At 65.3% G+C, this 18908-nt stretch carries 16 protein-coding genes; all 16 read left to right on the top strand.

The genetic code is table 11. The features are described from left to right. Positions 1-62 precede the first annotated feature (62 nt). Positions 63-986 carry a type IV toxin-antitoxin system AbiEi family antitoxin domain-containing protein gene (locus tag FO044_RS11910; RefSeq protein WP_132992075.1) on the top strand — a complete coding sequence of 308 codons (924 nt, stop codon included), beginning with the start codon at positions 63-65 and terminating at the stop codon, positions 984-986. Between the two features lie 748 nt (positions 987-1734). Next, positions 1735-2040, top strand: a complete 306-nt coding sequence (rpsJ, locus tag FO044_RS11905; protein WP_003938093.1) for a 30S ribosomal protein S10 — start codon at positions 1735-1737, stop codon at positions 2038-2040. 16 nt (positions 2041-2056) lie between these two features. Further along, a complete protein-coding gene (rplC, locus tag FO044_RS11900) occupies positions 2057-2713 on the top strand; it encodes a 50S ribosomal protein L3 (protein WP_132992074.1) in 657 nt (218 codons plus the stop codon). Next, complete coding sequence (rplD, locus tag FO044_RS11895; protein ID WP_132992073.1) at positions 2710-3369, top strand: 50S ribosomal protein L4; 660 nt, start codon at positions 2710-2712, stop codon at positions 3367-3369. The genes rplC and rplD overlap by 4 nt, the downstream gene beginning before the upstream one ends. A gap of 2 nt (positions 3370-3371) precedes the next feature. Continuing rightward, positions 3372-3677, top strand: a complete 306-nt coding sequence (gene rplW, locus FO044_RS11890; protein WP_132992072.1) for a 50S ribosomal protein L23 — start codon at positions 3372-3374, stop codon at positions 3675-3677. Between the two features lie 31 nt (positions 3678-3708). Then, a complete protein-coding gene (gene rplB / locus FO044_RS11885; protein ID WP_132992071.1) occupies positions 3709-4545 on the top strand; it encodes a 50S ribosomal protein L2 in 837 nt (278 codons plus the stop codon). Between the two features lie 18 nt (positions 4546-4563). Continuing rightward, positions 4564-4845, top strand: coding sequence for a 30S ribosomal protein S19 (gene rpsS, locus FO044_RS11880; protein ID WP_132992070.1), 282 nt, complete (start codon positions 4564-4566; stop codon positions 4843-4845). A 2-nt stretch (positions 4846-4847) separates the two neighbouring features. After that, complete coding sequence (rplV, locus tag FO044_RS11875) at positions 4848-5255, top strand: 50S ribosomal protein L22 (protein ID WP_132992069.1); 408 nt, start codon at positions 4848-4850, stop codon at positions 5253-5255. A 3-nt stretch (positions 5256-5258) separates the two neighbouring features. Continuing rightward, positions 5259-6074: a 30S ribosomal protein S3 gene (gene rpsC, locus FO044_RS11870; RefSeq protein WP_132992068.1), complete on the top strand. Its 816-nt coding sequence runs from the start codon at positions 5259-5261 to the stop codon at positions 6072-6074. Between the two features lie 3 nt (positions 6075-6077). Beyond that, positions 6078-6494: a 50S ribosomal protein L16 gene (gene rplP, locus FO044_RS11865; RefSeq protein WP_132992067.1), complete on the top strand. Its 417-nt coding sequence runs from the start codon at positions 6078-6080 to the stop codon at positions 6492-6494. Continuing rightward, on the top strand, positions 6494-6727 hold the full coding sequence (gene rpmC / locus FO044_RS11860) for a 50S ribosomal protein L29 (RefSeq protein WP_132992066.1): 234 nt from the start codon (positions 6494-6496) through the stop codon (positions 6725-6727). The genes rplP and rpmC overlap by 1 nt, the downstream gene beginning before the upstream one ends. Beyond that, positions 6724-7008, top strand: a complete 285-nt coding sequence (gene rpsQ, locus FO044_RS11855) for a 30S ribosomal protein S17 (RefSeq protein WP_132992065.1) — start codon at positions 6724-6726, stop codon at positions 7006-7008. The genes rpmC and rpsQ overlap by 4 nt, the downstream gene beginning before the upstream one ends. Before the next feature lie 275 nt (positions 7009-7283). Then, on the top strand, positions 7284-9062 hold the full coding sequence (locus tag FO044_RS15160) for an ATP-binding cassette domain-containing protein (protein ID WP_244945756.1): 1779 nt from the start codon (positions 7284-7286) through the stop codon (positions 9060-9062). Then, positions 9059-9874: an ABC transporter permease gene (locus tag FO044_RS11845; protein WP_132992064.1), complete on the top strand. Its 816-nt coding sequence runs from the start codon at positions 9059-9061 to the stop codon at positions 9872-9874. The genes FO044_RS15160 and FO044_RS11845 overlap by 4 nt, the downstream gene beginning before the upstream one ends. After that, complete coding sequence (locus FO044_RS11840) at positions 9871-10716, top strand: ABC transporter permease (protein WP_143965716.1); 846 nt, start codon at positions 9871-9873, stop codon at positions 10714-10716. The genes FO044_RS11845 and FO044_RS11840 overlap by 4 nt, the downstream gene beginning before the upstream one ends. 183 nt (positions 10717-10899) lie before the next feature. After that, positions 10900-18846 carry an amino acid adenylation domain-containing protein gene (locus FO044_RS11835; protein WP_143965715.1) on the top strand — a complete coding sequence of 2649 codons (7947 nt, stop codon included), beginning with the start codon at positions 10900-10902 and terminating at the stop codon, positions 18844-18846. Positions 18847-18908: the final 62 nt, after the last annotated feature.

Below are 18908 nucleotides of genomic sequence, written 5' to 3'. Positions count from 1 at the left end.
CAGTGGTCTCGACGTGTCGGCCACGGCGTCGCACGATGAGCGGACCGAGGGATGGGGGTCCGATGACGGTCCAGTTGCTGCCGGCCGACCGGTACGGGTTGATTCGCCGATCCGACGCACTCGAGGCGGGATGGTCGGATTCGATGCTCGCCGCAGCGGTTCGGCGCGGCGAGCTGACGCGCCTCGCTCTCGGGGTCTTCGTCGTCGGCGGTCCGCAGTTCGAGGGGCCGGGCGGCGCTGACTCCATGTACCGGCTGCGGTGCATCGCGACGTCGACCGGAGCCCGCGACGGGGCGGCGACGGTGCTCAGTCACCACTCGGCGGCGGCCGTGCACGGACTCCCGCTGCTCGATCCGCCGAGGGGGCTCGTTCACGTGACGAGCAGGTCCTCGAGAGGTGGCGGCCTGCGATCCGGGCGCCACGTGCACACGACGAGCTTGAGTGACGATGACGTCGTTGACGCGGACGGCCTGGCGGTCACGGGCCTTGCGCGGACGGCGGTGGACATCGCGATCTCCAGTTCGTTCGCGTCTGCGTTGACGGTGTTCGATGCGGTTCTGCGTCTCGGTGTCGACCGCTCGGAATGTCAGGAGCAACTCGCTCGGCGTCGTGGATTCGGGGCGCGGCGAGCGTGGCCGGCGTTGATCGCGGCAGACGGTCGCGCGGCGTCGGTGGGAGAGTCGTGGAGCCGGGCGCAGATGACCGAGGCCCGACTGCCGATGCCTCACCTGCAGTGCGAGCATCGAGTCGGAGGCCGCACCTACTTCTCCGATTTTGAGTGGGACAGTCGCCTTATCGGCGAGTTCGACGGCAATCACAAGTACGGACGGCTCCGTAAGCCCGGTGAATCCGTCGCTGACGCCGTTCTCCGTGAGAAGCGCCGCGAAGACGACCTGCGCAGCCTCGGATTCATGGTCGTTCGCTGGGACTGGGCCGATCTCTTGCACGGCCGTATGGTGCCCAAGCTGCGGGCATGGTTGCACTGACGGCGTCGTCGCAGGAGCGGCGTCGGACGTCGGGGTGGCCGTTGCAGCGGCTGTAGTGGCAGTGCCGCAGGCGCGGACATCCAGAGGCCGCCCACAGCGCCAATGCACATTTCGTCTGCGCCAGCTCGGCACGGCTGCACCAGTTGACGCAGTGCGGCCGAATTGGTGGTGCGACGGGCGAGATAGCAGACAGAGGCGCACCATTCGCCTCACGCCCACACCACCACCTGCGGCGTCGCACCACCAGCTGGGCTCTGCAGCTCACGTTGGGGTTGCGGAGCGGCAGTGGCGCAGCGGAGAGGGAGATGGCGCAGTGCGACGCGCCTGACACACGCGGTCGGCAGCCCGGCCGACGCATCGACGCAGGGGCACCACGTGACGCAGACCATTCGACTCATCGAGACGATGATTTGTATCGGACCGGCACGTCCTGCATACTGTTCAGGTTGCCCCGCGAGGGGCGAACAACTTCCTGGAACCGTTCAAGCGGAACCGGGCGTGTAACGCGTGCCGATTTGGTTATCAGCACGGACACGACACGCCCGACCGCGGGGTGACCGGAGGCGATGTCGACATCAGTCGGCCGCTGGACGAGAGTTCGGCAACGTACAACGACAGAAGAACAGCGTCGATCCGCCCGATCTCATGAGGGTTGGTCTTGTGGCTCAGTTGCCGCTCGCGTCTGCGCGAGTGTGGGTTCACGCGGTGTTCTGCTGTCGAGAGACAACCAGACGGAAGAGGACACAGCGTGGCGGGACAGAAGATCCGCATCAGGCTCAAGGCCTACGACCACGAGGCGATCGACGCTTCGGCGCGCAAGATTGTGGAGACCGTGACCCGCACGGGTGCACGCGTGGTCGGGCCGGTGCCGTTGCCCACCGAAAAGAACGTGTACTGCGTCATCCGTTCGCCGCATAAGTACAAGGACAGCCGCGAACACTTCGAGATGCGCACTCACAAACGACTCATCGACATCCTCGACCCGACGCCCAAGACGGTCGATGCGCTGATGCGTATCGACCTGCCGGCCAGCGTCGACGTCAATATCCAGTGACGGGGGATCGGAAATAATGAGCAAGCAGAATGCAACGATGGGCATCCTGGGCACCAAGCTCGGCATGACCCAGGTTTTCGACGAAGACAACCGGGTGGTCCCGGTGACCGTTATCGCGACGGGCTCGAACGTCGTCACGCAGCTCCGCACGGAGGATCGTGACGGCTACACCGCAGTCCAGCTCGCCTACGGCGCCGTCGACCCCCGCAAGGTGAACAAGCCGGTCGCCGGCCAGTTCGCAAAGGCCGGTGTCACCCCGCGCCGCCACCTCACCGAGATTCGCGTCGGCGACATCTCGGAGATCGAGGTCGGCCAGGAGCTCGGTGCAGACCTCTTCGCTGACGGCGTGAAGGTCGACGTCACCGGTACTTCCAAGGGCAAGGGCTTCGCCGGTGTCATGAAGCGTCACGGCTTCGCCGGCATGGGCGCCAGCCACGGTGCGCACCGCGTGCACCGTTCGCCGGGCGCCATCGGTGGCTGTGCAACTCCGGGTCGTGTGTTCAAGGGCATGCGCATGGCAGGCCGCATGGGCAACGACAAGGTGACCACCCAGAACCTCACGGTTCACAAGGTGGACACCGAAGCCGGATTGCTGTTGATCAAGGGCGCGATCCCCGGCCGCAAGGGCGGCGTCGTGGTGGTCCGCGAGGCAGTGAAGGGTGGCAGCAAGTGAGCACCGAAACCGCAACCAAGTTGACGCTCGACGTCCGCGCAGCCGACGGCTCCACTAACGGAACCGTCGACCTGCCGGCCGACCTGTTCGATCAGACCGCGAACATCGCGCTGATGCACCAGGTCGTCGTGGCCCAGCAGGCCGCCGCACGTCAGGGCACGCACGCGACCAAGACGCGTTCGGCCGTCTCCGGTGGTGGCGCTAAGCCGTACCGCCAGAAGGGCACCGGCCGCGCACGCCAGGGTTCGACTCGCGCACCGCAGTTCGTCGGCGGTGGAACCGTCCACGGCCCGCAGCCGCGTGACTACAGCCAGAAGGTCAACAAGAAGGTCAAGGCCGCCGCGCTTCGCGGTGCACTGTCGGACCGCGCTCGCAACGAGCGCATCCACGTCGTGACCGAGCTCGTCTCGGGCCAGACCCCGTCGACCAAGGGCGCGCGCAAGCTGCTCGACCTGCTGAGCGACCGTCGCAAGTTCCTGGTCGTCCTCAGCCGTCAGGACGAGGCCGGCTGGAAGAGCGTCGCGAACCTGAAGAACGTGCTGGCGATCACGAGCGACCAGCTCAACACCTACGACGTCCTCGACTCGGATGAGGTTGTGTTCAGCGTCGAGACCCTGAACGCCTTCGTCGAGGCCAACACCAAGAAGGAGGCCTAGGAATGGCTACGCACGCAGATCCGCGTGACATCATCCTGGCGCCGGTGATCTCGGAGAAGGCATACGGGCTGATCGAAGACAACGTGTACACCTTCCTGGTGCACCCGGATTCGAACAAGACCCAGATCAAGATCGCCATCGAGCAGATCTTCGATGTCACGGTCTCCAGCGTCAACACCAACAACCGTCAGGGCAAGCGCAAGCGCACCCGCTTCGGTTACGGCAAGCGCAAGGACACCAAGCGCGCCATCGTGACGCTGTCCGCTGACAGCAAGCCCATCGAGATTTTCGGGGGAGCGGTCAGCTGACCGCCCGCGAGAAGGATAGGGACTAAGACTCATGGCAATTCGTAAGCACAAGCCGACAACCCCCGGCCGTCGCGGATCGAGCGGAGCCGACTTCGCAGAGGTCACCCGTTCGCACCCCGAGAAGTCGCTCGTTCGCCCGCTGCACAACACCGGTGGCCGTAACGCGCACGGTCGTATCACGACGCGTCACAAGGGCGGTGGCCACAAGCGTGCCTACCGTCTGATCGACTTCCGTCGTAACGACAAGGACGGCATCAACGCCAAGGTCGCGCACATCGAGTACGACCCGAACCGCACGGCTCGGATCGCACTGCTCCACTACGTGGACGGCGAGAAGCGCTACATCCTGGCACCGCGGAACCTGAAGCAGGGCGACGTGGTCGAGAGCGGCCCGAAGGCCGACATCAAGCCCGGCAACAACCTGCCGCTTCGCAACATCCCTACCGGTACGCAGATCCACAACGTGGAGCTGCGTCCGGGCGGTGGCGCGAAGATGGCCCGCAGTGCCGGCGCTTCCATCCAGCTGCTGGGTAAGGAAGGCCCGTACGCGACCCTGCGTATGCCTTCCGGTGAGATCCGCCGTGTCGACGTGCGCTGCCGCGCAACCGTCGGCGAGGTGGGCAACGCCGAGCAGTCGAACATCAGCTGGGGCAAGGCAGGCCGCATGCGGTGGAAGGGCAAGCGCCCCACCGTCCGTGGTGTCGTCATGAACCCGGTTGACCACCCGCACGGTGGTGGTGAGGGCAAGACCTCCGGTGGTCGCCACCCGGTCAGCCCGTGGGGTACGCCTGAGGGCCGCACCCGCAAGAACAAGCCCAGCGACAAGCTGATTGTCCGCCGCCGTCGTACCGGCAAGAACAAGCGATAACTAGGAGGAGGTAAGAAAATGCCACGCAGCCTGAAGAAAGGCCCGTTCGTCGACGACCACCTCCTGAAGAAGGTGGACGCACAGAACGAGAAGGGCACCAAGCAGGTCATCAAGACCTGGTCGCGCCGCTCGACTGTGATCCCCGACTTCATCGGCCACACCTTTGCGGTCCATGACGGACGCAAGCACGTGCCCGTGTTCGTGTCGGACTCGATGGTGGGACACAAGTTGGGCGAGTTCGCCCCCACCCGTACCTTCAAGGGTCACATCAAGGATGACCGGAAAGCGAAGCGCCGGTAACCATGGCTACTGATACTGAAAACACAGTGCAGACCGCACGGGCGACCGCACGTTTCGTGCGCGTCACCCCGATGAAGGCTCGCCGAGTCCTCGACCTGGTCCGCGGCAAGAACGTGGACGAGGCTCTGGACATCCTGCGGTTCGCACCGCAGGGAGCAAGTGAGCCCGTGTACAAGGTGCTCGCCAGCGCGATCGCCAACGCGGAGAACAACCAGGGACAGGATCGTCGCGCCCTGGTCGTCTCGGAGGCTTTCGCCGACGAGGGTCCGACCCTGAAGCGGTTCCAGCCGCGCGCACAGGGCCGTGCGTTCCGCATCCGCAAGCGGACCAGCCACATCACCGTGGTCGTGGCCGCAGCGGAGAACGGCGGACGTGCTCGTTCGCGCCAGCAGAAGAAGAAGGGAGCCTAACCAGTGGGCCAGAAGATCAACCCGCACGGCTTCCGGCTGGGCATCACCACCGACTGGAGCTCGCGTTGGTACGCCGACAAGCAGTACGCGGAGTACGTCAAGGAAGACGTCGCCATCCGCAAGCTGCTGAGCACGGGCCTCGAGCGCGCCGGCATCTCGAAGGTGGAGATCGAGCGCACGCGTGACCGCGTTCGCGTCGACATCCACACCGCGCGTCCGGGCATCGTCATCGGCCGCCGCGGCGCCGAAGCCGACCGCATCCGCGGTGACCTGGAGAAGCTCACCGGCAAGCAGGTTCAGCTGAACATCCTCGAGGTGAAGAACCCCGAGGCCGACGCACAGCTCGTCGCACAGGGCGTCGCCGAGCAGCTGAGCAACCGCGTGGCGTTCCGTCGTGCAATGCGCAAGGCCATTCAGTCGGCCATGCGTCAGCCGGGCGTCAAGGGCATCCGAGTTCAGTGCTCGGGTCGTCTGGGCGGTGCCGAGATGAGCCGCAAGGAGTTCTACCGCGAGGGACGCGTGCCGCTGCATACGCTGCGCGCCGACATCGACTACGGACTCTACGAGGCCAAGACCACCTTCGGCCGCATCGGCGTGAAGGTGTGGATCTACAAGGGTGACGTCGTCGGTGGTCGCCGCGAGCAGGCTGTGGCCGCTCCGGCAGAGGACCGTCGTCCGCGTCGTCCCAGCCGCCCGCGTCGCAGCGGTGCCTCGGGCACCACGTCGACCGGTACCGAGGCAGGCCGCAACGCGGCTGCCGAGGCAACGGCGGCTGCTGATGCGCCTGCGCCTGCGCAGGCAGAGAAGCAGGAGGGCTAGGCAATGTTGATCCCTCGTCGGGTCAAGCACCGTAAGCAGCACCACCCGAGCCTCAAGGGGCAGGCCAAGGGCGGAACCAAGGTCACCTTCGGTGACTACGGCATCCAGGCCTTGGAAGGTGCCTACATCACCAACCGTCAGATCGAGTCCGCTCGTATCGCGATCAACCGCCACATCAAGCGTGGCGGCAAGGTCTGGATCAACATCTTCCCGGACCGTCCGATCACGAAGAAGCCGGCCGAGACCCGCATGGGTTCCGGTAAGGGTTCGCCCGAGTGGTGGGTGGCCCCGGTCAAGCCGGGCCGCGTGATGTTCGAGATGACCTACCCCAATGAGGAGACCGCTCGCGAGGCCCTGCGTCGCGCGCAGCACAAGCTCCCCATGAAGACCCGGATCGTGACCAGAGAGGAGCAGTTCTGATGGCACTTGGAGTAGCTGCTTCTGAGCTCCGTGAGCTCAGCGACACCGATCTGGTCGATCGTCTGAAGGAGTCGAAGGAAGAGCTCTTCAACCTTCGTTTCCAGATGGCCACCGGCCAGCTCGACAACAACCGCCGTCTGCGCACCGTGCGCCGCGAGATCGCGCGCGTGTACACAGTGATGCGTGAGCGCGAGCTGGGCCTGGCGTCCGGCCCGGAAGGTGATGACGCATGAGTGAGGACCAGAAGGTGAGCAATTCGCAGGAGCGTAACGACCGCAAGGAGCGGATCGGCTACGTCGTCAGCGACAAGATGCAGAAGACCATCGTGGTGGAGCTGGAAGACCGTAAGAGCCACAAGCTCTACGGCAAGATCATCCGCTCCACGAGCAAGGTCAAGGCGCATGACGAGAACGAGACCGCCGGTATCGGCGACCGCGTCCGTCTGATGGAGACCCGACCCACGTCGGCGACCAAGCGCTGGCGTCTGGTCGAGGTGCTGGAGCAGGCTAAGTAGGCTGCTCTCGCCTCGGCGCGAAACGATAGGAAACGGCTCGTCCCTCTGGGGACGGGCCGTTTCTTCGTCTTCCCGACCGGCGGTGCATCGGTGGATCGGATTGTCTGGACGCATGGCGGGTGCGCGGTGCACCGGGCTGCGGCGCGCGTAGGTCAACCCCGTCACTTACCGCGAACTGAGTGCGAATTCTGGAAACATAAGAGGATCAGTCGGCGATAGTCATAGGGAAGTAAGGTCGGCTGTCTGAATGTGTTCGTGTGGAGGAGGATCTGTACATGCCTGACGCTGCCGGTCGACCCGTCGGTGAGTCCGAGGGGCCGGGGGACAAGCGCCGCGGATCCGACCCTCTTCAGGACACCGCCCCCTGGGTTCCGGAGGACGACCCGATTCTCCGTGAGTTGCGCGCGTGGCGGAAAGACCTGTCGTCAGATCCGGGTGCGAGTTCGGCAGATGGCACCGGTGTGCGCGACGGATATGCCGACCCGGCACAACGTGCTGTGGGGTCGTGGCCGCATCAAGGGACGGACGAGCGTGTAGCCGACGACGCCGATGCGCGGCGGACGGCTTCGCCGACAGGGCCGGACGTGAGTCAGCAGAGCTTCGAGGGACCGGCCCCGATCCGCAGGTTCGGTCGGCGTGCCGATTCCGAGAGTGAACGCAGCGGATCGCGCACCCCGGCAGCCGGTGACGATGCGACCCGGAGTCATAGGCTCCCGGAAGGTCCCCGGTTCGCGGCGCACCAGGCGCCGCGTGGCCCCCGGCATGCAGCATGGGATGTGATGGCTCCGCCTTCTGCGGCGGACGCGCCTGCGGCGGATTCCTCTGGGGAGGCACGAGAACTCGCGGATGCGGAGCGCCAGGACGCGGACATCCTGGATACGGAGATCCCGGGGGCTGTGGACGCACCGTCGGGGTCGCCGGTAACTGAGGATGAGCGTCGTCTTTCGGCGGCGAGCACGGTCGCTTTCACTTCGATCACGCCAAAGGATCTGGAACCGGAGCCGGGCGCAGAGCCTGCGATCGTCGCGAGCCACCTGCGTAAGCAGTTCGGCGACTTCGTCGCAGTCGACGATGTGAGTTTCCGGGTTCCCAAGGGCACGATCGTGGCGCTGCTCGGGCCGAACGGTGCCGGCAAGACGACCACGGTGAATATGCTGTGCACCTTGCTGCCTCCTGACAGTGGAAGCGCAGTGGTGGCGGGTCACGACGTGGTGAAGAGCGCCTCGAGTGTGCGGACGTCGATCATGCTGACGGGTCAGTTCGCGGCGTTGGACGAGTCGCTCACAGGCCGGGAGAACCTGATTCTCTTCGGGCGTCTGCTCGGCTTGTCGAAGAAGAAGGCCTCGGCACGGGCGGATGAACTGCTCGACGAGTTCTCCCTGGCGGAGGCAGCCGGAAAACGTGTCGGCCAGTACTCGGGCGGTATGCGTCGCCGCATCGACATCGCCTGCGGACTGGTGACGTCGCCCGAGGTGGTGTTCCTCGACGAGCCGACCACGGGACTCGACCCGCGCAGCCGACAGGACGTGTGGAACCTGGTCGACAGACTCCGCGATGACGGGGTGACGATCCTGTTGACCACTCAGTACCTCGAAGAAGCGGACGTGCTGTCGGACAACATCGTCGTGATCGATTCCGGTCGCGTGATCGCCGAAGGGACGTCCAGCGAGCTGAAGGCGGCGACCGGCGCGGCGTACTGCGAAGTGACGCCCGCCCATCCCGCGTATCTGCCCAGGCTGCGTGCGCGGCTACGGGATCTCATCGGCGATGAAGCTGCTGACGACACGAGCCTGGATGTGGCGACGGTGTCGGTGCCTGCACCCAACGGTCCGGAGACGCTCGCAGAGGTGATGCGCCGCACGGAGGCCGCGAAGATCCCGCTGGCCGATATCGCGTTGCGTCGGCCTTCGCTCGACGAGGTGTTCCTGTCGTTGACCGAGAAGCCCAAGAGCGACGGTGGCCTGAAGCTGTCCGGGTCCGCTGGTGAGGAGGACGTGACGTCTTCCGGTCGACGTGAGGCGGCATCGGTGCCTATGGGCGACGGTGAGCAGTGACAGTCGATTCGGAGATCGGCAGGCTCGACGCCGCGGGCGTCTCCGTGGGGACACGGACGGCCCGCCAGTGGTGGACGCTCACTTCCCGTGGACTTCTGAAGGTGCTGCGGAACGGCGAGTTCGTTTTCGCTTTCGTGGCTCCGGCATTCCTGGCCATCTGCTTCTACCTCCCATTGCGCAAAGTGATGGATTCGGGAGGGATGAACTACGGGCAGTTCCTGATGCCCATCATTCTCCTGCAGGCCATGAGTTTCGCGGCGACGTCAGCGGCGATGCGCTCCGCATTCGATGTGAGCCGGGGGATCAACACCCGGTTCCGGGTGCTGCCGATGCCGGGCTGGGTGCCGCTCTTCGCCCGTTTGGCCACCAACCTCGCTCTTCTCGTGGTGTCGATGATCTGCGGTGTCGTGGCCTGCCTGATAATCGGTTGGCGTGCTGAAGGCGGAGTGCGGGGCACCGTGATCCTGCTGGCGATCACACTGGGTATCGGGTTGCTGCTCGCATTGCTGGCGGACGGGTTGGGTCTCATCGCCGGCAGCCCGGAGGCGACGAGTCAGATTCTCGGATTGCCGACGATGATTCTAGGGATGGTGTCGACCGGGTTCGTTCCGGAAGAACGCTTTCCAGAATGGATTCAGCCGTTTGCGCGCAACCAGCCGATCTCTCAATTCGTTGAAGTGATGCGTGTGGCGGACTCACCGGACACTCTCAGTTGGTCGGTGGCGGCACCGACCGTGTACTGGTGCATCGGGATAGCTCTCATCGCCGTCGCGGTGCTGACCGCCGGTATGCGAAAGGCGCGGCAGCGATGACCGAGAAAGTAGACGTCAGGCGAGAAGAACCGGCGGATCACGACTCGATCCGTCCTCATTCAGAGCGGTCGATCGGTGCATGGTTCGAGCACACTCGGGTACTGACATGGCGTCAGGTTCTCGTATATGTGCGAAATGTTCCCACGGTATTGCAGTCCTTGATCATTCCCGCGATCTCGATGGTGCTGCTCAAGGTGGTCCTCGGAGATGCTGTCGGTAACGCGACCGGCGAGGACAGCCTGTACGGCACTGTGCCGCTGATGATCATCATCGGTGCGATGGGCGGGTCGATGGTGTCGGCGGTGCGGCTCAACAAGGAGCGCACCACGGGGCTCCTCGCGCGGCTCTACGTACTGCCGATCCACCGCGCCGCAGACTTGTCGTCCCGAGTTGCGGCCGAGGTGGTGCGGATCTTCGTGTTGACGCTGATCCTGTTGGCCGTCGGTTACGCGATGGGATTCCGGTTCTCGCAGGGGATCTTGCCTGCTGTGGGTTTGGTCGTGGTTGCGGTCGTGTTCGGTGCGGCGTATGCGGTGTTCGTGTTGGCTATCTCGGTCAACGCACCTCCCGGTGCACCGCTGGTTCAGTACCTGGGCCTGTTGATGAGCGTGCTGATGTTCTTCAATTCAGGATTCTCACCGATCGACGGGTACCCGGGATGGTTGCAGCCGATCGTCGCGAATCAGCCGATGACACCCGCGATCGAATTGATGCGTTCCCTCGCAACCGGCGGACCGATCACAATGAACCTGATCAAGGTGGCGATATGGGCTGCAATCTTTGTCGGAGCAAGCATTTACCCTGCGCTCGTCGGTTATCGAAAGGCGGCGACGAGTCGATGAGGGTGCGCCGTTTGTCGCGGTTGAGCAACGGCCTGCATGCGCGCTGCGTGGGGATGAGACCCTATGAGAGGAGCCTCACAGCCCAGAAGTGAGCGGCTACGGGTGCGGCACCCGGGGGAAAGCGGACCCGACACGGTCGACGGAGGCAGTGCATCAGCGCACGAGCGAAAGGTACGGGCGGTAATGAGTGAGTTGAGCAGCGGATCGGACGAGCAGCAGTTGCTGCCGTTGACCGCCGCCCAGCGCGGCATGTGGTTCGCCGAGAACATGTCGCCGGACTACTCGGTGAACGTCGCCCAGTACCTGGATATCCGTGATGCCGATCGCCGTCTGAATCTCGACCTCTTCGCCGCGATGCACGACGAAGGCGCGAGAGAGCTGCAAAGTGCGTTCACTCGGCTCGTGGAGATCGACGGCGAGCCGAAGCAGGTCGTCGACTACTCACTTCCGTTCGGACTCGAACAGATCGACTTCCGTGGTGAGGACGACCCGGTGTCCGCCGCACAGGCGTGGATGAACGCCGACTACCAGCGAACCGTCGATCTCCTCGGCGGGGTGCCGCTCGCCCGTGCAGGGCTGCTGCGCGTCGCTGATGATCGGGTCTTCTGGTACCTCCGAGGGCATCACCTCTTGATGGACGGGTTCGCAGCTCTCAACAATGTGTTGCGTCTGGTCGATCGCTACAACGCCGCGATCGCAGAGCAGGAGTTCACCGCCAAACCGCACGCCGATCTCGCTGCACTCGTGGCCGACGATGCAGCGTACATTTCCGGGACCCGCCGAGAACGGGACCGGGAGTACTGGACGGAACGGGCCGCAGACCTGCCCGAGCGAGTCACGCTGGCACAGCATGCAGCGACAGCCCCGCTGTCGCCTGAGAATCTGGTGGCCGGACGCAGGCTCGACGACGATTTTCAGCGCCGGCTGACCGCGCTCGCGGATACCGCGGGTAGCTCGTTGGCCGGGCTGCTGACCGCTGGCTTCTCGGCCTACCTGTCTCGCATGACCGGGACCGATGAAGTGGTGCTCAGCGTTCCGGTGACAGGTCGCGCCACCGCGAAGGTGAAGCGGGCCAGTGGCATGGTGTCGAACATGCTGCCGGTCCGGGTGACCGCAGCGAGTGCCCTGACGTTCCGCGAGCTGATCGCTCAGATTCAGGTCGAGTTGACCGGTGTGCTGCGGCATCAGCGTTACCGGTTCGAGGACATTCGCATCGATGCCGGATTGCGCGACGCGGCGACCGCTTCGTTCGGACCGATCGTGAACATGGTGTTCTTCGACCGTCCGATCGAGATCACCGGCGCGGATGTCGAGTACCACATCCTGGCATCGGGCATCTTGGAAGACCTGCGAGTCAATTTCTATCAGGCGAGTCCCGCAGCACCGGTGTTCGTCGATCTGCATGGCAACCCGCACCTGTACACGCAGGACGAACTCAGTGTTCACGTGGTCAGGTTCCTCGAGTTCTTCGAGCGAGTAGTCGACGACACCGAGCGGGTGCTGGGGTCGGTGGAACTGCGAACCGATCTGGATCGGACGTCGATTCAGTCCGCCGAACTCGGCGAGGCGCGGGACTACTCAGCATTCGGTAGGCACCTTCTCGACAGCTTCGAGCAGGAGGTCGGCCGCCATCCCGATGCGGCCGCACTGACGTTCGAGAACGAGACGTGGACGTATGCCGAATTCGATGAGGTGCGCCGAAAGCATGCGGCTCGCCTGATCCGAGACGGCGTGCGCCCGGGGGATCGGGTCATCGTGTCGATGGAACGTGGTTTCGGTCAGCTCGTCGCCGTTTACGCGGTCCTCACCGCGGGCGCCGCGTATGTTCCGGTGGATCCGTCTCATCCAAAGGAGCGGCGAGACCTCGTCACGAACGCTGCAGGCGCCCGGCTGGTGTTCGACGCCGAGTACTTCGAGCGTGACGATGCGTCGGGTCTCCGATCGGCCGACACGGTACCCCTCGCCCCCAATGCGCCCGCGTACGTCATCTTCACGTCTGGTTCCACGGGCACGCCGAAGGGCGTCGAGGTGCCGCACGACGCGGTCATCAACAGATTGGCCTGGACCGACGAGCACTATCCGCTCACCGCGGATGACGTGGTGCTGTACAAGACGCCGTTCACGTTCGATGTGTCCGTGTGGGAGCTGTTCTGGCCGTTGGCGGTCGGAGCACGCACGGTGATCGCACGTCCGGACGGCCATCGGGATCCCGGATACCTGCGCGAGGTGATGGAGTCCGAAGACGTCACGGTAGCGCATTTCGTTCCCTCGATGCTCGACGTCTATCTCGACGACCGGGCTGGGCGACCGGTCGGCGAGGAGCTTTTCCCGCGTGCGCTGCAGCGCGTGTTCACTTCGGGGGAGGCACTGACCGGTAAAGCCGCTGACCGGCTGCTCTTCGGGGCACCCGACGTGGACCTGGTGAATCTGTACGGCCCCACGGAGGCGGCCGTCGACGTCACCGAGCATCGGGTTCGTCGCGGCGAGACGATGCCACCGATCGGATCTCCGGTACCGAACAGTCGTGCAATGGTTCTCGACGACCGGTTGACGCCGGTTCCACCGGGAGCACCTGGCGAGTTGTACCTCGCCGGTGTGCAATTGGCACACGGATACGTCGGGCGATCGGCCCTCACCAGCGAGCGGTTCGTCGCCGCGGTGGGCGGTGACGTACCGGGTGCGCGGATGTACCGCACAGGCGACCTGGTGCGCTGGAACGACGACGGCGAGCTCGACTATCTCGGCCGTACCGACTTTCAGGTGAAGATCCGCGGACAGCGGGTGGAACTCGGCGAAGTCGAGTCCGTGCTGGTCGAACACCAGGCTGTGGACGCGGCTGTCGCGATGGTCCGTGACGACCTCGCGGCGGTACCCACTCTCGTCGCCTATGTGCGGGCGACTGATCCGCGCCCGGATGAGCCCGAACTGCTCGCCTGGTCGAGGCGTCGTCTGCCGTCGCACATGGTGCCGGCGGCGATCGTCGTGCTCGACGACTTTCCGATCAACTCGTCGGGTAAGACCGATCGTCGTGCACTGCCGGTCCCGGAGATGCATTCGGCGGAGTACGAGGCGCCGGAGTCCGAAGTGGAGGTGGAGCTCGCCGGCATCATCGCCGAACTGGTCGGGGTCGACCAGGTGGGCCGTCGGGACAATCTGTTCGAACTGGGTGGGAACTCCCTCGTCGCCGCCCGGCTCGTGACGCGGGCCCGTGAGGGACTCGGCATGGATCTGCGCCTCGCCGATGTCTTCGAAGCGACCGATCTCGCCGAGCTCGCCGCCGGAGCCGCACACGCCGACCACGACGCGCACTCACCGTTGGTCCATGTGGATCCGCGGCCGGACACGATCCCGCTCTCGACCGCCCAATCGAGGCTGTGGCTGGTCAACCAGATCGATCCGGCGGCCTCGACGTACAACATGCCGGGCGCGGTGCGTCTGGGCACGGATGTGGACGTCGACGCGCTGCGCGCCGCCGTGCACGATGTGGTCGATCGCCACGAGATACTGCGGACCACCTTCGGCACGCTCGACGACGGCAGCCAGGTCCAGATCGTCGGAGGCGTCGACGCGATGGACCACGCGATCGACCTGACTCCGATCAGGACCGACGACGCACGAGCGGAAGTTCGGCTGATCGCTTCGGGCGGATTCGACCTCACGGTGGATTCGCCGTTCCGCTGTCGCTTGGTGCTCGAGGGCGACGAGTACATCCTGGTCGTGGTGATTCACCACATCGCAGCCGACGGCTACTCGCTGATCCCGTTGATCGCGGACCTGACGACTGCTTACGGACTGCGGGCCGCAGGCGAGGCGCCCGCCCGCGACCCGCAGGCGTTGCAGTACGCCGATTACGCGCTATGGCAACACGAGCATCTGGCGGGGGAAGGCAGCGATACCGTCGCTGCCGACTTGGCGTTCTGGCGTTCCGAACTCGCCGGACTGCCCGAACTGCTGCCGCTCCCAACGGATCGGCCGCGCCCCGCGGTGGCGAGCGGACGTGGTGCGTACATCGACCTCGTCGCCGATCCCGTCCTGACCGGCAGTATTCGAGACCTCGCGAAGTCGGCGGGCGTCACCGTGTTCTCGGTGATCCACGCAGCGCTTGCGCTGGTCCTCTCCCGGTGCAGCGGAACCGGCGACGTCGCGGTCGGTGTGGCCGTTGACGGACGTCGGGACGACCGGTTGGCGCAGCTGGTCGGCATGTTCGTCGATACCGTCGTCCTGCGGACTGAGGTGTCGGAACGATCAAGCCTTGCCGAACTGCTGACCAACGCGCATCGCACCCGCGCGCGTGCGATGGGGCATGCGACCGTGCCGTTCGAACGAGTCGTCGAAGAGCTCGCTCCAGCACGATCGGCTGCGCACACTCCGCTGTTCCAGGTCGGTCTCACCATGCTCGCCGACACCACGAGTGCGCTGCAGGATGATTCGACGGGATTCGAACTCGTCGATGCGCGGGTGCCGGCAGCGAAGTACGACGTGGCGGTCGCAGTGATCGAGGGTGCCGACCACCTCGATCTCGAGATCTCGTACGCAACCGATCTGTTCGATGAGTCGACTGCGGAATGGCTCGGTCGCGCGGTTCTGCGGATGCTCGATCAGTTCACCGCCAGCGCTCCCGAAGCACCGGTCGGCGGGTTCGACGTCGTCAGTCGCACGTCGCTCGCGGACCTCACTGCCGCACCGGTTCCGGCAGCCGCTCCCGTCGCCCTCGGCCGGCTGTGGGACATGCACGGTTCGGGGAACCCGGGCGGGGTCCGCGACGGCCGAGTGGACCTGACCCGTGCTGAGTTCGATGCCGCGGCCAACCGTCTCGCGAGGGAGTTGCTGGCGCGCGCCGTCGCGCCGGGTGACGTGGTGGCGATCGGTACGGGACGAAGCGTGGCCGCAGTGATCGCGATGGTGGCGATCAGCAAGGCAGGTGCGGTGTTCGTGAGCATCGACCCCAATCTGCCGGACGATCGCCGTGCCGAGATCCTCGACGACAGCGGTGCAGTCCTGGGGATCGGAGCCGAGCAGCTCGGCACTATCGACTGGCTGAGCGTCGACGACGACCGTGTCTCGGCGCGCGCCGACGGTCCGATCGGTGACGACGAAGTATCGCGGGCCGCGCAGGCCGACGACATCGCCTACCTGATCTACACCTCGGGATCCACCGGCAAGCCGAAGGCGACGGTGGTCAGTCATCGCGGTCTAGCCAACATGGCCGCCAACCAGCAGTCGGTGCTCGGTCTCGACGAGACCAGCCGCGTGCTGCAAGTGGCAGCTCCGAGTTTCGATGCGTCCATCTTCGAGATCACGATGGCGCTGTGCAGCGGTGCGGCACTCGTCGTGACACCGCCCGATGTCTTCGCAGGCGAAGAACTGGTCGAGGTGATCAATAAGCAGCAGGTGACGCATACGGTGATGACACCGTCCGTCATGGCCGGACTCAGCCCGGATGCATTGCCGGCTCTCGGCACGCTGGTCAGTGTCGGTGAAGCATGCCCGCCCGAACTGGTGGAGCGTTGGGCCGGTGCCGATCGCGCGTTCTTCAATCTCTACGGTCCCACCGAATCGACGATCTGGGCGACCGCGGCGGGTCCGATCGGAGCCGGTGAAGAGGTCACGATCGGCGATCCCGTCGACGGGGTCGGCGTCCTGGTGCTCGGCGCGGGTCTGCGTCCTGTTCCGGTGGGGGTGCCCGGCGAGTTGTACTTGACGGGCGATCAGCTGGCGCTGGGCTATCTGGGCCGACCGGACCTCACGACGTCGCGTTTCGTGGCGGCGCCGTTCGGTGCACCGGGGACGCGCATGTACCGGACCGGCGACCGCGTGATGACCATTCCCGGAGGCGGGCTCCGATACCTCGGTCGCACCGACTTTCAGCTCAAGATCCGTGGGATGCGTGTGGAGCCGGGTGAGGTGGACGGCGCGCTGACAACTCATCGTGCAGTGGGTGCTGCGCTGACCGTTGGAATGCCCGGACCCGCCGGTGACACGGTGCTGGTGTCCTATGTGACTCCGCGAAATGAGGCTCCGGTCGATCCGGCCGAGATCCGCGCCTACGCGATGGACCTTCTGCCGGGGCACATGGTCCCGCATACGGTGGTGCCGGTCGAGAAGTTCATCACGAACACCGTGGGAAAGATCGATCGGTCCGCGTTGCCGCCCGTCGACTTCGATGCGGGGCATGATTTCGTCGCACCGCGCGATGATGCCGAGCGGCTGGTTGCGGAGGTCTTCGCCACCGAGCTCGGTGTCGATCGGGTGAGCGTTACCGAGAGCTTCTTCGAAGTGGGCGGCAACTCGCTGTCGGCGGTCACGGTGACGGCACGGCTGAGCAAGCTGCGCGGCCGGCGCGTGACGTTGCGCGACATGTTCGAGAATCCGACGGCCGCGGACTTGGCGTCGTTCTTGACGACCGCGCAGATGGTCGCTGATGCACCGTCGCTCGTCAGCCGACCCCGAGCCGACACGGTGCCGCTCTCCGAGGTGCAGCGCGGCATGTGGCTTTTGAACAGCGCCGACCCCGAGTCGTCCGCATACAACATCGCGTTCGCACTCCGCGTCTGCGGACCGCTTGACGTGGGAATGTTCAAGGCTGCGGTCGGCGATCTGATCGAGCGCCAGGAGTCGCTGCGGGCCTATTACCCGATGGTCGATGGTGAACCGGTGTCTCGACTGACCTCGGTCACGGATGTGCTGTCAGGGCTGAACCTCGATCCGGTGGACGTAGACGGGTCGCCGATCGATGCAGTCGCGGCGGTGATGGACCGCGGCTTCGACCTGACTGCGGCAGCGCCGGTGCGAATCCGGCTGCTCCGCGTGTCGCCGGATGAGCACCTGATCGTGTTCGTCATGCATCACATCACCGCTGATGGTGCGTCGATCCGCCCGCTCGCCGACACCTTCCTGACTGCGGCAGCCGCACGAGCAGCGGATAGTTCGCCGGCGTGGTCGCCATTGCAAGTTCAGTACGCCGACTTCGCGTTGTGGCAGCAGGAATGGCTGGCCGTTGAGGATGCCGAGGGGACCACCGAGCGAGATCGGCAACTCGAGTACTGGCGGAGGCGGCTCGCCGGTGCCCCTGAACTCCTGACATTGCCTACCGACCGGTCGAGGCCGCCGACTCCGTCGTTCGCCGGTGCTGAAGTCGGGTTCGAGATTCCGGCGGATCTGACCAGACGACTCGAGTCGCTCGCACACACCAGGGGCACGACGCTGTTCGTCATCGTGCACTCGGCATTCGCGGCCCTCTTGTCCCGGATGAGCGGCAGCCCCGATGTGGTCATCGGCATTCCCTTCGCCGGCCGAAACGAACCGGCACTAGCCGATCTCGTCGGGATGTTCGTCAACAGTCTGGCCCTGCGGACCACGGTGAACGGCGGGGAGCCGTTCAACGCGCTGGTCGATCGGGTCCGTGGCGACGACATGGACGATATGGCGCATGCGGACGTCGCCTTCGAATCCGTCGTGCAGGCTGCCGGAGTGCCGAGGACGCGGGCGTACAACCCGGTGTTCCAGGCGATGCTCTGGTTCCAGAATCTGGATTTTCCGAAGGTCGAGATCGCCGGGCTCGAGATCAGCGCGGTCCCGGATGTGCTCACATCGGCGAAGGTGGACCTCCAGCTGGCGGTGTACCCGAACGATCCGGCGGTGCTCGGAGACCGTGCAGCGGGCGCATCGATGCGGGCCGGCTTCGTGTATGCCACCGACTTGTTCAGTGAGACCACGATCGAGCAGTACGCGGAGCGATTCGTCCAGATTCTCGAGTCCGTGGCGGCCGACCCGGACGTGCTGGTGGCCGACATCTCCATCGCCACCGACGCAGACCGACTCGCGAACGCCGCCGACACCGCGGAGCCGACGGTGCCATTGCCGGTGCTGATCGAGTCGGCAGCGTCGGCAACGCCCGACGGCGAGGCGTTCACGTGGGACGGTGCGTCCGTAACGTTTGCTTCGCTGTCGGCGACGGTCACAGGGATGGCCGCTGTACTCCCCGACGCAGATTCTGCACTCGTCACGGCACTGATGAGCCTGGCTCCCAGTTTGGCGGGAGCGGGACCCGACGGGCTCGGTGACGTGCTTCAACAGGTCCGTGATGCGGCTCTGGTCAACTCGAAAACGTCTCCTGACGTCCGCGATTGAAGGAACTGATTCACACGATGCTGGGTATTGAGACTGCTGATGCATTTGCACGGACGTGGGGG

This window comes from Gordonia zhaorongruii, from assembly GCF_007559005.1.
GTDB classification, from domain to species: Bacteria; Actinomycetota; Actinomycetes; order Mycobacteriales; family Mycobacteriaceae; genus Gordonia; species Gordonia zhaorongruii.
This window is presented reverse-complemented; position numbering and strand designations above follow the sequence as displayed.

Bases quoted from the DNA above. Each gene is read 5' to 3' on its own strand.
- rplV (WP_132992069.1), top strand. From the start codon at position 4,848: ATGGCTACTGATACTGAAAACACAGTGCAGACCGCACGGGCGACCGCA.
- rplP (WP_132992067.1), top strand. From the start codon at position 6,078: ATGTTGATCCCTCGTCGGGTCAAGCACCGTAAGCAGCACCACCCGAGC.
- FO044_RS11840 (WP_143965716.1), top strand. From the start codon at position 9,871: ATGACCGAGAAAGTAGACGTCAGGCGAGAAGAACCGGCGGATCACGAC.
- FO044_RS11835 (WP_143965715.1), top strand. From the start codon at position 10,900: ATGAGTGAGTTGAGCAGCGGATCGGACGAGCAGCAGTTGCTGCCGTTG.
- FO044_RS11910 (WP_132992075.1), top strand. From the start codon at position 63: ATGACGGTCCAGTTGCTGCCGGCCGACCGGTACGGGTTGATTCGCCGA.
- rpsQ (WP_132992065.1), top strand. From the start codon at position 6,724: ATGAGTGAGGACCAGAAGGTGAGCAATTCGCAGGAGCGTAACGACCGC.
- rpsS (WP_132992070.1), top strand. From the start codon at position 4,564: ATGCCACGCAGCCTGAAGAAAGGCCCGTTCGTCGACGACCACCTCCTG.
- rpmC (WP_132992066.1), top strand. From the start codon at position 6,494: ATGGCACTTGGAGTAGCTGCTTCTGAGCTCCGTGAGCTCAGCGACACC.
- rplW (WP_132992072.1), top strand. From the start codon at position 3,372: ATGGCTACGCACGCAGATCCGCGTGACATCATCCTGGCGCCGGTGATC.
- rplC (WP_132992074.1), top strand. From the start codon at position 2,057: ATGAGCAAGCAGAATGCAACGATGGGCATCCTGGGCACCAAGCTCGGC.
- FO044_RS15160 (WP_244945756.1), top strand. From the start codon at position 7,284: ATGCCTGACGCTGCCGGTCGACCCGTCGGTGAGTCCGAGGGGCCGGGG.
- rplB (WP_132992071.1), top strand. From the start codon at position 3,709: ATGGCAATTCGTAAGCACAAGCCGACAACCCCCGGCCGTCGCGGATCG.